Source organism: Segetibacter sp. 3557_3, from assembly GCF_004354985.1.
Lineage (GTDB): Bacteria > Bacteroidota > Bacteroidia > Chitinophagales > Chitinophagaceae > Segetibacter.
The window spans coordinates 909,964-927,106 of sequence record NZ_SMSK01000001.1 but is presented as its reverse complement, the minus strand read 5'-3'; the positions used below and the strand labels follow the sequence as shown (position 1 = coordinate 927,106).

16 protein-coding genes and 1 tRNA gene are annotated in these 17,143 nt (G+C 45.5%); 2 read left to right on the top strand and 15 right to left on the bottom strand.

Features of this window, described 5'->3' with window-relative positions; all coding sequences use genetic code 11:
- Positions 1-80: 80 nt before the first annotated feature.
- The 4 genes from EXU57_RS03255 to EXU57_RS03240 form a co-directional block, all read right to left on the bottom strand.
- Entirely contained in the window at positions 81-875 is a 795-nt protein-coding gene (locus tag EXU57_RS03255) for a lysophospholipid acyltransferase family protein (protein ID WP_243745489.1), read from the bottom strand.
- A 34-nt stretch (positions 876-909) separates the two neighbouring features.
- Entirely contained in the window at positions 910-1,206 is a 297-nt protein-coding gene (locus EXU57_RS03250) for a putative quinol monooxygenase (protein ID WP_133266712.1), read from the bottom strand.
- Complete coding sequence (locus tag EXU57_RS03245; protein WP_133266711.1) at positions 1,206-2,033, bottom strand: S-adenosyl-l-methionine hydroxide adenosyltransferase family protein; 828 nt, start codon at positions 2,031-2,033, stop codon at positions 1,206-1,208. Before EXU57_RS03245 ends, EXU57_RS03250 begins: the two co-directional genes overlap by 1 nt.
- 261 nt (positions 2,034-2,294) lie before the next feature.
- Positions 2,295-3,101: an SDR family oxidoreductase gene (locus EXU57_RS03240; RefSeq protein WP_133266710.1), complete on the bottom strand. Its 807-nt coding sequence runs from the start codon at positions 3,099-3,101 to the stop codon at positions 2,295-2,297.
- Positions 3,102-3,267: 166 nt separating this feature from the next.
- Here EXU57_RS03240 and EXU57_RS03235 point away from each other — a divergent pair.
- Positions 3,268-3,343, top strand: a tRNA-Lys gene (locus EXU57_RS03235).
- A gap of 228 nt (positions 3,344-3,571) precedes the next feature.
- Here EXU57_RS03235 and EXU57_RS03230 read toward each other — a convergent pair.
- Entirely contained in the window at positions 3,572-4,411 is an 840-nt protein-coding gene (locus tag EXU57_RS03230; protein ID WP_133266709.1) for a 5'-3' exonuclease H3TH domain-containing protein, read from the bottom strand.
- Positions 4,412-5,505: 1,094 nt separating this feature from the next.
- Positions 5,506-5,664, bottom strand: a complete 159-nt coding sequence (locus EXU57_RS24965) for a hypothetical protein (RefSeq protein WP_165958012.1) — start codon at positions 5,662-5,664, stop codon at positions 5,506-5,508.
- Positions 5,665-5,711: 47 nt separating this feature from the next.
- Between EXU57_RS24965 and EXU57_RS03225 the strand changes: the two genes are divergently transcribed.
- Complete coding sequence (locus tag EXU57_RS03225) at positions 5,712-6,941, top strand: glycoside hydrolase family 105 protein (RefSeq protein WP_133266708.1); 1,230 nt, start codon at positions 5,712-5,714, stop codon at positions 6,939-6,941.
- Positions 6,942-7,172: 231 nt separating this feature from the next.
- Here the strand turns inward: EXU57_RS03225 and EXU57_RS03220 are convergent, their stop codons facing one another.
- The 9 genes from EXU57_RS03220 to EXU57_RS03180 form a co-directional block, all read right to left on the bottom strand.
- Positions 7,173-9,986, bottom strand: a complete 2,814-nt coding sequence (locus EXU57_RS03220) for a TonB-dependent receptor (protein ID WP_133266707.1) — start codon at positions 9,984-9,986, stop codon at positions 7,173-7,175.
- A complete protein-coding gene (locus EXU57_RS03215) occupies positions 9,983-11,230 on the bottom strand; it encodes a 6-bladed beta-propeller (RefSeq protein WP_133266706.1) in 1,248 nt (415 codons plus the stop codon). The genes EXU57_RS03220 and EXU57_RS03215 overlap by 4 nt, the downstream gene beginning before the upstream one ends.
- 82 nt (positions 11,231-11,312) lie before the next feature.
- Complete coding sequence (locus EXU57_RS03210) at positions 11,313-11,759, bottom strand: DinB family protein (RefSeq protein WP_133266705.1); 447 nt, start codon at positions 11,757-11,759, stop codon at positions 11,313-11,315.
- Positions 11,759-12,562, bottom strand: coding sequence for a PhzF family phenazine biosynthesis protein (locus EXU57_RS03205; RefSeq protein WP_133266704.1), 804 nt, complete (start codon positions 12,560-12,562; stop codon positions 11,759-11,761). The genes EXU57_RS03210 and EXU57_RS03205 overlap by 1 nt, the downstream gene beginning before the upstream one ends.
- Positions 12,563-12,686: 124 nt before the next feature.
- The gene (locus EXU57_RS03200; RefSeq protein WP_133266703.1) at positions 12,687-13,655 is read right to left on the bottom strand and encodes an MBL fold metallo-hydrolase; all 969 of its coding nucleotides are present in this window, start codon (positions 13,653-13,655) and stop codon (positions 12,687-12,689) included.
- A gap of 126 nt (positions 13,656-13,781) precedes the next feature.
- Positions 13,782-14,516 carry a DUF4386 family protein gene (locus tag EXU57_RS03195; protein WP_165958011.1) on the bottom strand — a complete coding sequence of 245 codons (735 nt, stop codon included), beginning with the start codon at positions 14,514-14,516 and terminating at the stop codon, positions 13,782-13,784.
- A 670-nt stretch (positions 14,517-15,186) separates the two neighbouring features.
- Positions 15,187-15,471: a hypothetical protein gene (locus EXU57_RS03190; RefSeq protein WP_207955371.1), complete on the bottom strand. Its 285-nt coding sequence runs from the start codon at positions 15,469-15,471 to the stop codon at positions 15,187-15,189.
- A gap of 56 nt (positions 15,472-15,527) precedes the next feature.
- A complete protein-coding gene (locus EXU57_RS03185; RefSeq protein WP_133266701.1) occupies positions 15,528-16,043 on the bottom strand; it encodes a DUF4188 domain-containing protein in 516 nt (171 codons plus the stop codon).
- A gap of 477 nt (positions 16,044-16,520) precedes the next feature.
- Positions 16,521-16,910, bottom strand: coding sequence for a DUF1801 domain-containing protein (locus EXU57_RS03180; RefSeq protein WP_133266700.1), 390 nt, complete (start codon positions 16,908-16,910; stop codon positions 16,521-16,523).
- Positions 16,911-17,143: the final 233 nt, after the last annotated feature.

The following is a 17,143-nucleotide window of genomic DNA, read 5'->3' as shown; positions in this document are numbered from 1 at the left end:
GGATGCCGTTGAACGGAGCGTCGCAACCATTGCTCCATCAGGGATCAATTGCCTGCAACCAAAAAATTCCGCTACAGAGGCTACCCTTGTTTACGGGGTTGGTTAACGGCAGCAGCATCAACATCAGGATAGTTGCGATACCTGCGAAGGCCGGCTTCCATGATATCGTAAACCTTTTTTTTGAGTTCGGGGAGGTCGTGCATGGTGCGATTTTCGATCGGAACTTCCTCGAGATAAACCACCCGGTTAGGGCCTGGTGTAAGTTCGAAAATACTGCGATAATGCAAGCGGTCGATTGCATCGATAAACAACAGCGGCTTGATAGGTGTTTGCGTTTCGATGGCAATACGAAATGCACCATCGTAGAAGTTTTTTAATGGTGCACCGGTTTCGTTAAACGTGCCTTCGGGGAAGATGAATATTGAAATGTTTTTACGAAGTGCTGCCTTAAGTTGGCGAACACTTTGTGCACGACGCTCCGAACTGCTTCGATCGACTGTGATGACCGCACATTTATAGATGTAGCCAAAGATGGGAAATTTTACCATTTCATACTTACCCAATACGCGAACGGGCTGATACATACACATGATTACTGCGGGTATGTCCATGTAGGAAGTATGGTTGGCTACAAAGATGAAATGGTCGTTGAAGTTGTGCGGTTTTTCGTAAATGTTTTTATGCCATACACCAACCAGGGCATACCATAAAATACCCCAGACTTTACAAATTTTGTAAATGAAATTTCCGCCTTTGATTGCGCCAAGAAATGATGCTATTACAACAAAGGGCAGGGCAAGAAGCATTATTGCTGCAAAGGTGATTAAAGCATAAACGCAGTAGATCCATTGTACAGGCTTCAACAAATATTTCATCAGCAGGAGTAAGGTGTAGCCATAAAGTTAATGGCTATTGTATTACGGCGAGTTGATTGACGGACCATGCCTCGGGTTTTGCCTGAAACAACTTCTTAGTTTGTTGCCAGGTCTCGTTGAAGAAATGTGAAGTGCGGTATTGCTCCAGGCTTTCAGGACGGTCCCAGATACTATAGGTGAAGAACACACGGCTGTCGGATTGATCCTGCCAAAGCTCAAGGTGATTGCAACCGGCGTAGTTCCTGATAAGGTGCTTGCGGCTTTCAAACAATTGCGTGAAGTCGCTGACCCCATCGGGCCGAAAGGTCATTTTTACAATTCGTATGAGCATTACTCGAAAAAGATTTTTACTGTTTGGTAGAACCATTTATTCTGCAAAGCAATGGACTGCTTTTGCATAGCTTCGGAGAAACCCTGTAATCCAAAGAGGCCCGCCGCATTGCCTTTGTTGATGGCTATTTCGAGGTAGCCGGCAGAATTAAAAAACGCCACCTTTTCACCTTGCATGACGTCGGCATACGACTCGCTGATGGTATCGATCACCTCATCGCGTTTGAAAACAATTTTGAACGAACGGCCATTTCTTTCCCTGTCGAAATCGTCTTTGGTGATGTTTACGATTACATTTTCGAAGTTGTCGATGTACAGGATTTGTCCCTCCATGGTTGTAGGACTGTTCACATATTTAAGCCGGAGCTTTTCCACGATTGAGGTGACTGGCTTACCGATATGTTTCAGCGTATTTCCCTGAACAATTTCCTGCACCGCGTTTGCAATAACCATGGTGCAGGTTAGCGTTGTTGGAAGCATACTTTCAGGCAAGGGTAAGGCCACTACCTCCGAAGGCGTTCCATCTGCAATCATGGTGAGCAGGCCGTTGTCGGCACAGGCGATGTATTGCTCGTTATGGCAAGCCAGCAACATACGGGTGGGTTTGTCGTCGAACATGTTCACGAGAATAACGTGGATGGTGTCGGACGGGAAATACCGGAAGGCACTGTCGCAAAAATAAGCGGCTTGTGGATAGTTAAAAGAAGAGAGTTGGTGCGATATATCGACAATAGTAAGGTTCCTGTTTGCACTGTACAATTGACCCTTTACTGCAGCGACAAGGTAGTCCTGCTGGCCAAAATCTGTTGTAAGTGTAATTATAGGCATACGTAAGTTCGATGTGAATTGATCAACGCTATTGGATACGAAGCAGCGGAGTAGGGCAGTTGCTCATTTAACCGGCATTTGTATAGCGCAACGATCCCGCTGAGTGTAAGTGGATTTAAAATGAACCGGTTAAATACAATGCAACGCGATCGCAAATTTCGACGTGCAACCGGCAACATTCAGGAAGTGTGCGTAAATAAACCGGTAATGACCTTGAATGCACATTTGACAAATGAAAATTGCTGTTCTTTGAAAATCGGCTTATTGAACCAGCTTGCCTTTTTTAAAGTAGAATTTCCTGATAAGCCGATCGGCAAGTGCCGGAAAATATTTGGCAAGCACATATGTTTGCCTGCCGATGGAGGTGAGTAAAAGTGTTCTTTTCCTTTTGGAGATGGCATCGAGTATGTGGTTGGCACATTCTGTTGCCGTCATCATCTTGCCCTCGTCCATGGGACTTTCACCCTGCGGCTGCGCGTCTTTGTTGAGGGCGGCATTACGAATATTGCTGGAAGTAAATCCCGGGTACACCCACATAACATTTACCCCATCGCCGATGAGCTCAAGCCGAAGTGACTCCAGGAAGCCGGTAACCGCAAATTTACTGGCGCTGTAGCCTGTTCGTCCGGGCAAGCCACGGAAACCTGCAACAGATGATATGCCTGCAATGGTGCCCTTGTTTTTGATGATTTCGGGAAGTGCGAACCGGGTGCAATAAACCGTTCCCCAGAAGTTTACATCCATTAGCTTGCGAATAGTTTCCAACTCGAGTTCCTTAAACAGTGCCCGCATGGAGATGCCGGCGTTGTTGATCAGGATATCGATGGTTCCAAATGTAGCTATCGTTGACTCAATGAAGTTGCGGCATTCATGTTCAATGCTTACATCGGCCGCGAAGATGTGTAACTGGCTCCGGGTGTGCAGGGTTTGCAGCAGGTAAAGCTTATCGTAGTTCCTGCCGCAGGTAGCCACCTTTGCCCCGCGCTCGAGCAACAGGTCGACCAGGGCCTTGCCAATGCCTTCACTTCCACCGGTGACGACAACAACCTTATTGGTAAAATAGGCCATAAGCTACATTTGAGGTGGTAAAAATAATTGACTTGTTCGAGATTAAGCATGTACGCGAATGGCTTGAAAATAAAATGTTTTAAAAAATTTGGGTGGAACTAATGTAGCCTGTATTTTTGCACTCCCTAATAAAAACAGGGTAGTTCTAAATAACCATAAAGAACGAGATTCGGTAGCTCAGTTGGTAGAGCAATACACTTTTAATGTATGGGTCCTGGGTTCGAGTCCCAGCCGGATCACCAAGGCACTTTTTAAGTGCCTTTTTTTTTGGCGTTACTTTATACCGGCCGCAAGACACAACTTAGTCATCCTTTTTTGCCTGCTACCACCTGATGGCAATGCTGCCACCCTTCTCAAAATACTCACTTACGCGTATGTGCAGTCTACTATGTAACGGTGTGTGCTGCTACCTACCCGGTGTTGGTTCCGATAGGTATTTTACCCGGGCTGTACGATCGCGTCTCGAATAATCAATCTTTGCTGTTGAGATTTGCTGCTGCAACATTTGCCCGTTCGAGCAGGCGGGCTTCGCCGATCTGATGTGTAAACACTTCGAAAGCTGCGGTTGGTCCCTGCCAATGCAACTCGTCGATATTCTTAAACAACGGTTCATCGGTTCGCAGCTTGGCCAGGCGTTTAAATAGTAATGCGTCTTTGCGGTGTGCACCGAGCACATTTTCGGGGAAATTTTCAATTGGTCCATATTGGTTTAACAAACGTGCTGCACCGGTTTTGCCTATGCCCGTTATACCGGGGAAGCCATCTGCCTTGTCGCCTACAAGCGCCAGGAAGTCGGGAATCAGTGGGGGTGCTACACCAAATTTTCTGATCACGGCTGTTGCATCCCGGATGGCTTCAGCTTTGCCATCAACCTGCACGATATAGTCTTCCTGTACGCATTGTGCGAGATCTTTATCGGGAGTCCAGATACATATTTTCTGCACCCGGGGATCGGTTGCAGCAAGGTGTGCGGCTGATGCAAGGGCATCGTCAGCTTCGAGATCAACCATGGGCCATACGGCAACCCCCATCAACGCCAGCGCTTCTTCCAGCGGATGGAACTGTGCCAACAGGGAAGGGTCAATGCCTTCACCTGTTTTGTAACCCGGCCAGAGCTCGTTTCGAAATGATTCGATTACATGATCCGTGGCAACCCCGAGGTGGGTCGCACCTTTTTCGATCATTGCCAAAATTCCGTTGAGTACACCAACAACAGCACCGAATGGTTTATCCTTACCCTTGTTAAAGCGACGCTGTCCATAAAAGTGCCTGAACAATTCGTAGGTGCCATCGATTAAGTGGATCATCATAGCGGGAAAATTAAAAAGTAAAAAGTCAAAAGTAAAAAGTCGAAAGACAAATTGAGAAGTTGATTTGTTAGAACGAGGATTCACTCCTTCGTCCTGATGAAGGTACGAACATGGGGATTCCGTTGGGGTGCGCGGAAATGCATTCATCATTGATAGTTCATCGTTAGGAGAGGGCTTGCGATGTTAAAACAAGGGAGCGCATCCTTCGGCGCAATGACGGTGCCGACATGGGATTGCTTGTGCGTGGAAATGCATTCATCATTCATAGTTCATCGTTAGGCAACAGTTCGCGATGCTAAAACAAGGGATTGCTTCCTTCGTCGCAATGACGGTGCCGACATGGGATTGCGGATTGTGCGCGGAAATGCATTCATCATTCATCGTTAGGCAACAGTTCACGATGCTAAAACAAGGGATTGCTTCCTTCGTCGCAATGACGATCCGCATTACGTTAGCTGACTGCTATCACAAGGGCTTGCGATGCTAAAACAAGGGATTGCTTCCTTCGGCGCAATGACGGTGCCGACATGGGATTGCGGATTGTGCGCGGAAATGCATTCATCATTCATCGTTCATCGTTAGGCCCCAATTCGCGATGCTAAAACAAGGGATTGCTTCCTTCGTCGCAATGACGATCCGCATTACGTTAGCTGACTGCTATCACAAGGGCTTGCGATGCTAAAACAAGGGATTGCTTCCTTCGTCGCAATGACGGTGTGGAAAGATGGGATTGCTTCCTTCGTCGCAATGACGATGTGCAAAGATTGGATTGCTTCCTTCGGCGCAATGACGGTGCCGAGATGGGATTGCGTATTGTGCGCGGAAATGCATTCATCATTCATAGTTCATCGTTAGGCGAGGGTTCGCGATGCTAAAACAAGGGATGGCTTCCTTCGTCGCAATGACGGTGCCGACATGGGATTGCGGATTGTGCGCGGAAATGCATTCATTGTTCATAGTTCATCGTTAGGAGAGGGCTTGCGATGTTAAAACAAGGGATTGCTTCCTTCGTCGCAATGACGGTGCCGACATGGGATTGCGGATTGTGCGCGGAAATGCATTTATCGTTCATCGTTAGGCGAGGGTTCACTATGTTAAAACAAGGGATTGCTTCCTTCATCGCAATGACGATGTGCGAAGATGGGATTGCTTCCTTCGTCGCAATGACGGTGTGGAAAGATGGGATTGCTTCCTTCGTCGCAATGGCGGTGTGCGAATACCAACACGTTTGTGGCTGATATTGCAGCGCTCATGCACTAACTTAGGCGGATTATAGACAACGATAAATCGTAATTCCACTATGATGTCGAAGATGCTTTACAGCTTACTGTTTTTTGCCTTTTCAGCAGTTGTGCATGCACAAACCAATGAGGCTGTTGTACGTAAAATTGCAGATCAGATTATTAAAGAAACAAAGCTGGGTTTTGAAGGGGTAAATGACAAAAAAGCTTACCAATCGGCCAAGGATGTTCCGGAAGGTGTACCTGTGAAATATGCCACACCTTATACCGGCTGGCATTATACCCATGGAGTATTGAATATTGCTATGCTAAACCTGGGCAACTATCTGAATGAACAAAAGTACAAGGAGTACCCGGCCAGGCATATCCAGTTTGGATTTGATAATTACAAGGTATTCGAACAGCGGTTTAAGCACGAAGTGAAACACTATACTTATCCCTATGGTGAGTTTTTTACCATGGATGAGCTGGATGATTTCGGCGCCATGAGCGCAAGCATTATCGATGTTTACAACCATGTAAAACAACCTGAATACAAAGCCTATGTAGAAAGAGCCGCTAAACACCTCACCCAGGATCGTGCACGGCTAAAAGATGGAACATTTGTAAGAGCGTTTCCCCACGAGATGACCCTGTGGGCGGATGACCTTTATATGAGTGTTCCTTTTCTTGCACGTATGGGTAAAATGACCGGAGAGGCGAAGTATTTTAGCGACGCGATCAGGCAGGTTGTAAATTTTAATAAGTACTTGTGGGACGCGGAAAAGGAAATCTACTGGCACACCTGGTACAGCGATCTTAAACGTAACGGTGTTGCGCACTGGGGCCGCTGCAATGGCTGGATCATGTTAGCGACCATCCACCTGCTCGACCATTTGCCGGCCCGGCACCAGCAAAGGCAACATCTGGTTGATTTGCTGGAGCGGCAAATTATCGGGATCGCACGTTACCAAAGTGCCGAAGGCTTGTGGCACCAGGTGCTTGACAAAACCGACTCTTACCTTGAATCTTCGTGTTCTGCAATGTTTGTTTACGGGATAGCTCATGCTGTTAACGAGGGTTGGATTGATGCGCGTTATGCTTCCATCGCGACAATCGGTTGGGAAGGTCTAAAGAAACACAAGATCAATGAGCTTGGTCAACTGAAAGACATATGCGTGGGCACGGGCATACAGGAGAACCTTGTGTTTTATTACAACAGGCCTGTAGGCTTAAATGAAAAACATGGTACGGGTCCGTTGCTTGATGCAGGGGTGGAGATATTGAAACTGGAGCGGAGTAAAAAGTAAAAAGTCAAAAGTTAAAAGGAAAAAGTCAGAAGTAAAAAGTAGAAGTCGAATTTTATCGTTTTAATGCTGGCTGGTAGCTCTTGTTTTGCGTGCATGTTGGTACCACAAAGTGGCGTCGTTGCACGGAGCGTCGCAACGATGTCTCATCCCGGTTAAAATGCAGGCCCAATAAAAGTCAATTTCAGAAGTAAAAAGTTAGCATTCAGAAGTATGCTGCCCTAATGAATTGAACTAATTGCCCTGGCGTTTTAGTTCTGTTTTACCAAACTTACGCGGGTAGTAGGATAAGGTTAACAGGAAGTATTGCTGCAAGCCATTGGTGACCCTGGTAGTGGTACCATAAGCATTCACGCTGTTTGTGATATTTTGGTATTGCTTGAGAATGTCCATTGCAGATCCTTTTAATTCGGCCTGTCGCTTCCAAAACCGATAAGTTGCAAAAGCATTCCACAACATGGTTGGCTTGTTTAAATTTGAATTATCGATCTGGTCGAGCGTGCTGCTGAAGGTAAAGTTGGTACCGGAGTTTATAACGACTCCCAGCTTTGTTATCTTATTTGCATTCTTAAAGGATGTGAGCCCAGCAGCTGTTTGCCTGCTTTTAAATTGCTGCAAAGTTTGACTTGCCGTAAAGATGAACGTAGAACCCAAAGACAGTTGAAGGTTCACCATGTTCGAAAAGTTATTCGTTTCACTGACGTTGTAAAAGCCATCGATATAGTTGGGTATTCTTCCCGTTCTGAACTGGCCATTATACATCAGCTGAATGCTGTTCTTTTTAAACCTTCTCGACACATTAAGATTGTAGTTAAGGTTATAATTCTCGCTTTCACCAGCGTTGGTATAGTAGGAGATCCTTTTACCGGATGGATCGTTGATGAGGCTGTCGGTAACGAGATTAAGTGCCTTATTATAGCCACCATTTAAGTTACTGTTAACCGAATACAACGACTTAGGGTTTTGCGTATTGAAATTCGCATTCATGTTGAGTGAATGGTTGATGGTGTTTTGCAACCCGGGATTACCGACCCTGATGTCGTAAACATTGATATCGTCAACTATGGTGTACAACTGCTCGATCGAAGGATACAGGTAGTTTTTAGCATAGTTAGCAGTTAAGAAGTACTGGTATTTTTGCTGGCGCACATATTGGTAAGTAACGTTCCCTTCCTGCCGGAAGAACTGAAACGAGCGGTCGAGATTTCTTTTTGCGAAAGTTGCTGAACCGTTTTTATCTGTTCTGAAGTCCTCCATGAACCTTGCCTGGAAGTAGACGCTCCGGTACCATTTATCGGTATACCTGAAAAAAGATTTTGACAAGCCCAGCGCGGGAACGTACTCAAGAACTTCCCTTCTGTTTTGGTACGACACTTTGTTGTTAATGACATATTGTTTTGATGTACTGTCGAAGTCGCTTACCAGGGATTCCTCTACCGTGCGGTTGAGGTTAACGGATTGGTTAAGGTTAAGGTTTATCCCGAACAGGTTGTATCGTCCGAACAAAAGTCGTTTTAGTCCGAGATAGTCGACGCTCGCCCCGATGCTTGAATTCTGGTCGTTGGAAACATATCGCCTGTTGAATGCATTGTTGCCTGCACTGCTGGTAAACGATTGAAAGTTGCTTAGAACCGAGCGCTCCGAATTGCTATTGGTGTTTCTTGCGTTGAACTGTATGGATACACCTTTTAAAGGATCCTCGTAATCGGATTTACTAAAGCTGCCGTTGAACGACTGACTGTTTGACTTCCTGGTGAAAAGGGAATTACTTGTGTTGGTGCTTTGCAGGCGGTTAACACTGTCCCGTACTTCGGTAAACCTTCCGGAATTGCCATTTTCGGTATTCTGGTTTAACGAGCCGTTGAGGTTCAGGTTATCGTTATAGCTGTTTGTTTTTACATAGTTTAAGCCAAGATCGTGTCGTTGGCTCCTGCTTCTTTGCGTGCCTTCATCGCGGATGAACTGTGGATTATCGATCGTGGTTCGGTTTTGCAGGCTGATGTCGGCCAGGTATGACTCTACACCGGATGTGTTGTAATTAACCACAACCCGGTTGTTTTGACGGCTGTTCGCAGCTTCAATAAAGCTATGTGTCAACACTCCGCCTGCAGAATAATTCCTGTTGATACCGTTGGTGCCAAAACGCCCGACATTATAAAGATTGGGGTTGTTGGTGCGATAAGTATTATTCTGGAACATCTCCTGCACGTTGCCGATCGACTTATTGATATTGTTGATACCTCCGCCGATTCCCGCACTGGTTTGTTTGTTGTACATCTGGAAAGAAAGATCGCTTTCAAACCGGTTAGTGGTTCCAAAGCCTGCCCCCGCTTTACCAAAGTAACCCCGCTTGCTGGTCTCTTTAAGTTTAATGTTCATGGTCAGCAGGGAGTCCTGCGGACGTCCCGTTTGACTGATGTTGCTTCGATCGTATTCCTGGTACAGCTGTATTTTATCAATCGCAGACTTGGGTAAATTTTGCGTTGCAACCCGTGAGTCGGATGAGCCGAGAAAAGGCTTGCCGTCTACCAGCAGGCTTTGTACCAGTTTGCCATTGAGGGTGATGGTGCCATCCGACCACATGGTAACGCCTGAAACCTGGTTAAGCAATTCTTCTACCACGGCGTCTTCCTTCATCTTAAACGCATCCGGATTTATCTCTAAAGTATCACCATTCATCCGCACGGGTGACACTGCTCTTACCACTACAGCATTGCTGTCTTTCGTATTAACCTCCAGCATTACGGTGAGGGTATCGGTTTTGCCGGCCTGGAGTTCAACCCCGGAGAAAAATGACACGTAGCCGGTGTAGGTAACGCTTACCAGTAATCGCTGCTTCAGCGGAAGCTTTGAAATCGTGAACTTCCCTTCTTTGTCTGACAACTGGTAGGCCACCAGGCTGGAGTCTTGCTTTAAAATGCTAACTGTAGCAAGTTCCAGCGGGGTTTTAGAGCCGGCATCAGATACTATACCGGTTACCTTGCCGGTTTGCGCAAGGCCGGCTGCATAATAGCTGATCAATAAACAAAAGAGTACGGTTTGCTTCACGGCTGTGTCTTGAGTTTAAATGCCACAATAACCGGCGAAGCAGGATGTGGTTTTTGTTTGATGAATGCGTCGAGTTCTTTTGGAACGGGTATATCTTTATGTTGCTCGAAAAAGGTAACCAGGTCACCGGCTTTTTGCGGCTTATACAAGCGGTCGCCTTTACGCAATGTATTGTTATCGAGTAACTGCAGGTTATACTGGCTACTGTCTGCCTTGATGCTTTTGGTCTTGTAAGTTATATTGCCCTGTTTCTGGTACACGTAAGTTTCAAAATTTGAAAAAAACCTGATTGCAAAAAACAAGAAGCGGGGTGTTTCATGAAAGTTATAAACCTGCCTGACCGCCCACCCATTGTTTCGCTCAAAGTTTTCACGTTCAGTTTTATTTTTAAACGGGGTGGTAAACAGGGAGGGGGGTACGCTGTTTTCGAGCGGTATAACGAGATGATAAACGGGTTTCATCTTATCCCGATCCAATTTGTAAATGGTATCGCAATACGGCCGGGTAATGAAGTTAACATGCGGCGAGTCAGTCCGGTGTCTGGCAACGTTTTCCTGTGTGTAGAGATATCGCGGCTCATTGATACGGTTGTACGGAAAATAGCTTTGCACCAATTTTTTGTTCTCGTAAATCTTTACTTCATGTTCCATGCTGTCTTTAAAAAGTTCGCTTGTACTTATTTCGCCCTGCCAATAATAATTGCCATAAAAGGGCTGTGCTCCAACAATATTGTTCTCATCAACCGTTCCTTTTTGAATAGTGTATGTGGTATCTTTTAAATCAATAAAATATTGTTTGAAGTATTTCTGATTTCGCGGATTTTTATAATCCAGTTTAATTTGAATCCGGTCTTTTGGAGTTAACGCATAATTTTTATTATTTCCAAAAAATGAAATTCTGTTCAGGTCTTCGTAATAGTTTGGGTAAAACCCGTCGCCGAGCTTTTTGTAGTTTATTTGGTGAATAAATTTTCCGTTCCTGTCATAAAGCAAGATGGTTTTATTGGTATAATCGAAAAGCAGGAAATTATCATTGGTTACCTCCATATAGCTGTAAGAACCCAGGCCGATACCGTCTTTTATTTCCAATGGGGTAAAACTTATGGAGTCGATGAATTTGGACTGCTTTTCAGTGCCCGGGGCTTTTGGAAGGAGATAAATCTTTTGAATTTGTGCGTTGCCCATCAGGGGATTAAACAGGCAGGCCAGTGCTATGATTATAGAATAGCGAAGGAAATGTCTCATTTTGCAGGTTGGTCAACCAAATATATGTGTCGGGATGTTAAAGAGTTCACAATGCGATCAGCTTATTTGTAACCCTCCCGCTTTAACGATCAAGCATTCTTCTGTGGTAATTAATTTGTCCCAGGTGGTAGCTAAGGTGTGTTGCCAAATGCACCAATAAATAGCCGGTAGTTGTTTTTTGCTCAAATACCATAACCGGATAGTTAGCTTGCAAATTGCTTTCATCTATTGTTGTAATTGCGGCGGTGATAGTCAAAATAACCTGGTCAATTCCATGAATCAATTCTTCTCGGGGTACTAATTGCAATGAAAATTCCTGTTCCCTGTTCCTGGTATAACCGGTATGGCCAATTTCTTTACCGATATAAGTGTTTAAGTTTCCAAGAAGGTGAAGGCAAAGATTACCGGCTGAATTGGTAATGTTGCCATCCGTTTTCCAAAGGTTTTCTTCCGATTTATAAGACATGATTTCAGTTCGCAGCCTGTCTAAATCTCTTGTAAATAAACTTTGCAGTATTTCGGTTAACATCAGTCTTCGGATTTAAGTTCTCCTTCAAAAACAACAACAGCTTCACCAAAGATCAATACTTTATCTTCCTGCAGTTCTGTCGACATCATACCTGTTCTTTGTGATGATTGAAATGCCTTTAGCCTTGTTTTATTGAGCCTTTCCACCCAAAAAGGGGTTAGAAAGGTTTGCACTCCTCCGGTTACGGGGTCTTCATTCGTTCCTGCCCAAGGCCAGAAATAGCGGTAATGAAAATCAAAATCGCTTTGATCTGATTTGGCAGTCACCAACACCCCATTGATGCCGTTATATGATTTGACTAATGCATTGAAGTCTGGCTTTAAGTCTGCCAAAAGTGCTGTACCGGCAATTTCGAGCAGTATGATCTTATTTTTTGGACTGAACCGGGTAGTTACCGTATTGCCAATACCAAGTGCAGCTAATACGCCGGATGGAACATCGATAGGCACGGTGTTGTAAACCGGGAACTGCATGGCAATTTTTTCATCGAACCTTTGAATCTTTAGTTCTACCTCTTCGCAGTTGAGAAAAGAAATCCTGTCATGGGCGTGAATGTCGAAAAGGATTTTCGATGCTGCTAACGTAGCGTGTCCGCACAAAGGGATTTCCTGTTTGGGTGTAAAAAACCTGATGTTGTAGCACTGGCCTGAAATGTGGCGGATAAATGCGGTTTCCGAAAATCCGATTTCCGTAGCAATGTCTTGCATCGTGGTATCGGGCAGGTCGGACGCTGCGATACAAACCGCAGCAGGATTACCCTTGAATCGTTTGTTCGTGAAAGCGTCTACGAAGTAAGTTTTCAATGTTGACTAATGATTTTCCCTGCAACGAGCTGGGTTGTTGTGCGCTCAAGTTAATGCAATTCAAATCTGATAGGTATGTTATGGTATCGATCACGGTTTTGCAATGGCCAACGGAAGGTAGAAATCATATCTCTGAATATTTCCACGTAAATACATTCTTCACTTTGTCTATTCGTCCCAGCCCGGGAAAATCGAAATGAAATGCATTTACCAGCATGTTTTCTTTGTAGGCTAATTCCGCCAATTTTATGCGGGTCTGTTTTGCGAGCGTATGGTCGAGGTCGTAGTTGGTTCGCCAGTCCAGCTTTTCTAAATGAAGCGGGTGTAAAAAGGCGTCGGAGATATAAAGCAGGTGCCCGTGTTCAGATTTGATGTTCAAAGCGATTTGTCCAGGGGTATGGCCGGCAGCCATCAGCGCAGTGACTCCAGAAAATATCTCCGTATTGTCGCCCCGGAATAAGTTTAAGTTACCGTTTTTCAACGGGGTGATATTCTTTTCGATAAAGTACCTGAAAAGGGCCGGCTCATGATCCGCCCGGGACGAGTGCCAGTAACTCCATTCTTCTTCATGCATATGAAAGCGGGCTTTGGGGAAACGGAGCTTTCCATCACCGGCGGATATACCTCCAATATGGTCGGGGTGAAAATGCGTAACCACTACATCGGTGATCTCCTCGCCGGTGATATGCTGTTGATCTAAGAGGTGCTCTAGCTGACCCTTGAAGGCGTAAGTAGTGCCCCTAAAAACAAGGGGTTCGTCCAGGAAGCCGATACCTGTATCAACAAGGATTTTTCTTGTCTTATTTTCCAACAGCAGCGCGATAAACGGAGATGGGATATTGTCGGGGCTAATGCGGTATTTCAGCAGCGATTGCGTCAACTCCGCTTCGGTTGCATTAATGAAAAAATCTTTTGCCAGGTATTTAAATGTAAGATCCCGGAAGATCGTACAATTATATTCACCTAGTTTGATTTTTATTACATCTGCATCCATGAAAAGAAGTTTATCAGCAGTCATGAATTTGTTCCATCCCGATAGCGGCAGCAGGGCCGTTAAAGTAGCGGTACGTTTCATAAAGTCTCGCCTTAACATAAGTAGCGTTTTAATGTTTTTCCATTGTCAATTATAAGAAAAGGGCTCCTGCTGTCAGGTGCTTTCACCGGAGCCCATGTAAATGGTCTGCAAGCGCTTTGTTTCTGGATCATGTTGAATTGTTTATTAGCCTGGACTCTCCACGGTTTGGTTTTTCAAGCCTTTGGCGATCAGCCAAACGGCAGTGGACAGGTGAATAGGGAGTAAGGGCATAGCCATTTCACCAATGGCGCGGTATCCCAGCAACATCATCATTGTTACCCCAATAAACTGTAAGCTAACCCCTAGAATACCCAAACCCCCCAATGCAATGGGGATCAATTTAAAGCGCAATAAGGCTATGTAGAAAACGAACATCCAGCCGCCAATTGCCAGCAACTGCGTAGCATGTGCTGATCGTCGGGCATAAAAAATAGCCTCGGCAACCACCTGGTACAGGTCGTTGATTGGACCACCCGAAACGGCAAATGATTTGCTTATCGCAAGCATGGACAAAATTGTACCGGCATGCACGATGTCGAGTGTACAGCTGATTGTGCAGGTGACAATGAACAGTACGGCAACCTGCTTACTGTGCAACCAAAAAACCTGGAAAGCGGTAATACCAAGATAAACGGTTAGTGCCGAACCAACAAAGGACAGCAATACCGCTGCTCGAACCTGCCAGGTATGTGCGGCAACAGCCGTGAGGTAAGCTGGTGCGCCAACGGTAATGGGCTTAGCCAATATAAACGGTAATGTGAGCGCCGTGAGCAGCTGAAGTATTAATATGATACCCAGCTTCCGACCCGGCAAATTGGCCGCCCCCGACGAAGATGAATGCGTTTGTGCCCCCATTGTACCTACATTGAAAAGCTGCATCGTTAAGGCTTTAATTGACATAGGACGAACCGTGTGTTAAACAAACCGTATGGGATCCGACCGCTATGCTACAACTATGTACAACAAAATCCCGGGGTTTCCTAACGTCCTGGGGGCAAACATTATCAAACATGGGGGCCAAAACCTTAGTGAAGCATTTTAAAGCGAAAAGGCTTGTTCGCTTTCCAAAAAGCTAAGCCCAATACCGTTCAGCAATGTGCTTCACTATAAATGGGTCAGTGTCGTTTTGGTTAAGCAATAATTTTTGGAGTAAATTGCAGTTTTTGATTAGAAATCGTTGCGCCGTGCCCCCGGTTTATTCTAAGAGCCGTCAACCTTCAACGTAGGAGAATAGGCTGTAATGCAGGAGGGGCAAGCGTTGGATTGATCGGCAAAGTCCGTGTGTCAGTTTCTTTGCCTTGAAGCAAAGAAATTCGCCCAGCCCCAATATGCCATCCGGTAGGGGCGGGCTTGTTCTGTATATCATTACTGGCAAGTTAAGCCAGCAAGGGGCTTAACTAAACGACATTGATTGATGTTGGATAGTTTGGTTTTAATGCTATTCTTGTTTTGCCTGGGTGCTTACCGCCCAATAATTACCAGCAAAATCAAAAAAAGCACCCCGGGTATCGGGATCCCCCGGTTTATTAACGGGTCTCTCTATAACCTCTCAACCCTGGGCTATGGCCCGGTTGAAAGTTTCAAAAACATCCGGTACATACATATGCAGCATCATCTTATTTGCAGCATACTGTTCTGTGCTGTTACTCATCATGATCACGCTGTCATCCAGTTTCAACTCAATATGCGCAATAGTTCCATCCCCGTGGTCATACCTTCTAAGTTCGGTAGCGTTAAAGACGGCTTTCAATAAGTCAACGAGCTTCTGCGCCTGATCAACTACCAGGTACGGCGACAACGAATTGTAATCTTTTGGTTTGTATGGAGTGTCCATTCGGCTGCAATTTGGTAATCATATCTAAGGTAATCAACTCAGCCGTTGCGGGCAATCTATATGTTGTCAAAAGATTGCTGCTGATTGCCGGTACTTTCTTTCGTTGCCATGATCCGTTGTGCGGCAAATTCCTTTTTACCTGTTGCCGGCACCAGTTCACCTGCTTTACCAAGGCCGTACCTTGGCATATTGTTGTAAATGCATTCATAATCTCCGGCCCTTACCTTGTAGGTTTCGTGCCATATGCCGACATCCCCATTGCTCCTGATCCTTGTATTGAATGCTTTCCAGGCAGGGTAGTGCGATGCCTCACGATCTTTTGCATATGCTTCCAGCTGTTCAAATGTTTTCCAGTATTGCGCAATTACCGGTGGCAGTCCACCATACATTTGAAAGCCAAGAAAACCGCTTTCAGGCTTCTGCGATAATTCGATTAGCATTTTCGGCATTGCCCTGGCTACCGGTATCCACTTGTGCAGCTTCCACGGACGGTTAATACGCATGCCGATCAGGAACACCACGAAGTCGCCTTCGATGTTTACCGTCATTCTCTGGTTGATGATTTTTGCCATTTGCTGTTGATTATTTTTTTACTGAAGCGTTCTTTAGATAAAGGGAAGTGTTTCATCTGCTATAAATTGAGCAGTGACCACGACTGACGCGAGGCCATTTGGATATGGATGTTTTTTGGGACAAGCGGATGAACCTTATTCAACATCGTTGCCGGCCCGGCTGCGCCAGTCCGACCCCCGCCCGGATGAACCGGTTCGGACGGGGGTGTCACTCCTTGTACGGCAACAATCCAATTCGGCGGCTTTGGCCGGGCTTAATCTGCGAATGGTGTAATTGCCGCCTTGCCTTTGTTGAATAAAGTTTACGCAAGGCATGCTGGCAAGTTGTTCACTTCATTTTTTTACTTTGTTTATCAAAATGTTTCTTATCCATTGAGCCCATTCTTATGCTTTATCGTCCGCGGGTTTTAGGTTTAGGTACCCGTGCTTTTCAAATAGCTGTTCGCTGATTCCTGAAATGATGTGGATGGTTCAATGTTATTTTAAACGTTCCAAAACGCCCTTTCGTTTTACGATATTTTTGTAGTCCCATTGTATTTGCCTGGCCTTGCCGAGCCATCGGTCTATATTAAGGGTGTTGATCTGTTCCGGGGAGGTGTAACGGATTTCAGCCGCCTTGAAGCTACCTTCGTTTCTAAGCAAGGGTTCATCAAAGGATTGACCACTCCAAAACATTAACCGGACCTCCATTTTCAACTTACTATATCCAACTACCGGGTTCCCGTTGATGAACCACACCGGGTGTGCATGCCATATCTTATTTTCAGCTTCGGGCAAGACGCGGCAAATCTCCTTTGCCAGCAGGCTGCAGATCTCGCGATCCGGAGGGGCTTGTTTATCGTTGTATGCTGTTATGTCCGGGTTCATGGTTACCATTAAATGTTTAAAAAGTTGTTCTGGTGTTGTTCCCTGATTGGCACACGGGTGCTGTTTTATTCGGAGAGAAACCTACAAATTTTTACTGGATTTGGGTCGCCTATTTTGTTGCGCTGCACGGCGCTTCTGTAGGTGGTATTCTGCCGCGAGGATATTAATTGGCTGGAGCAGTTTCGATTGCACAGGAGGCTCCTATGGAGCCCTCAACATCGTCGTGCGCTCCT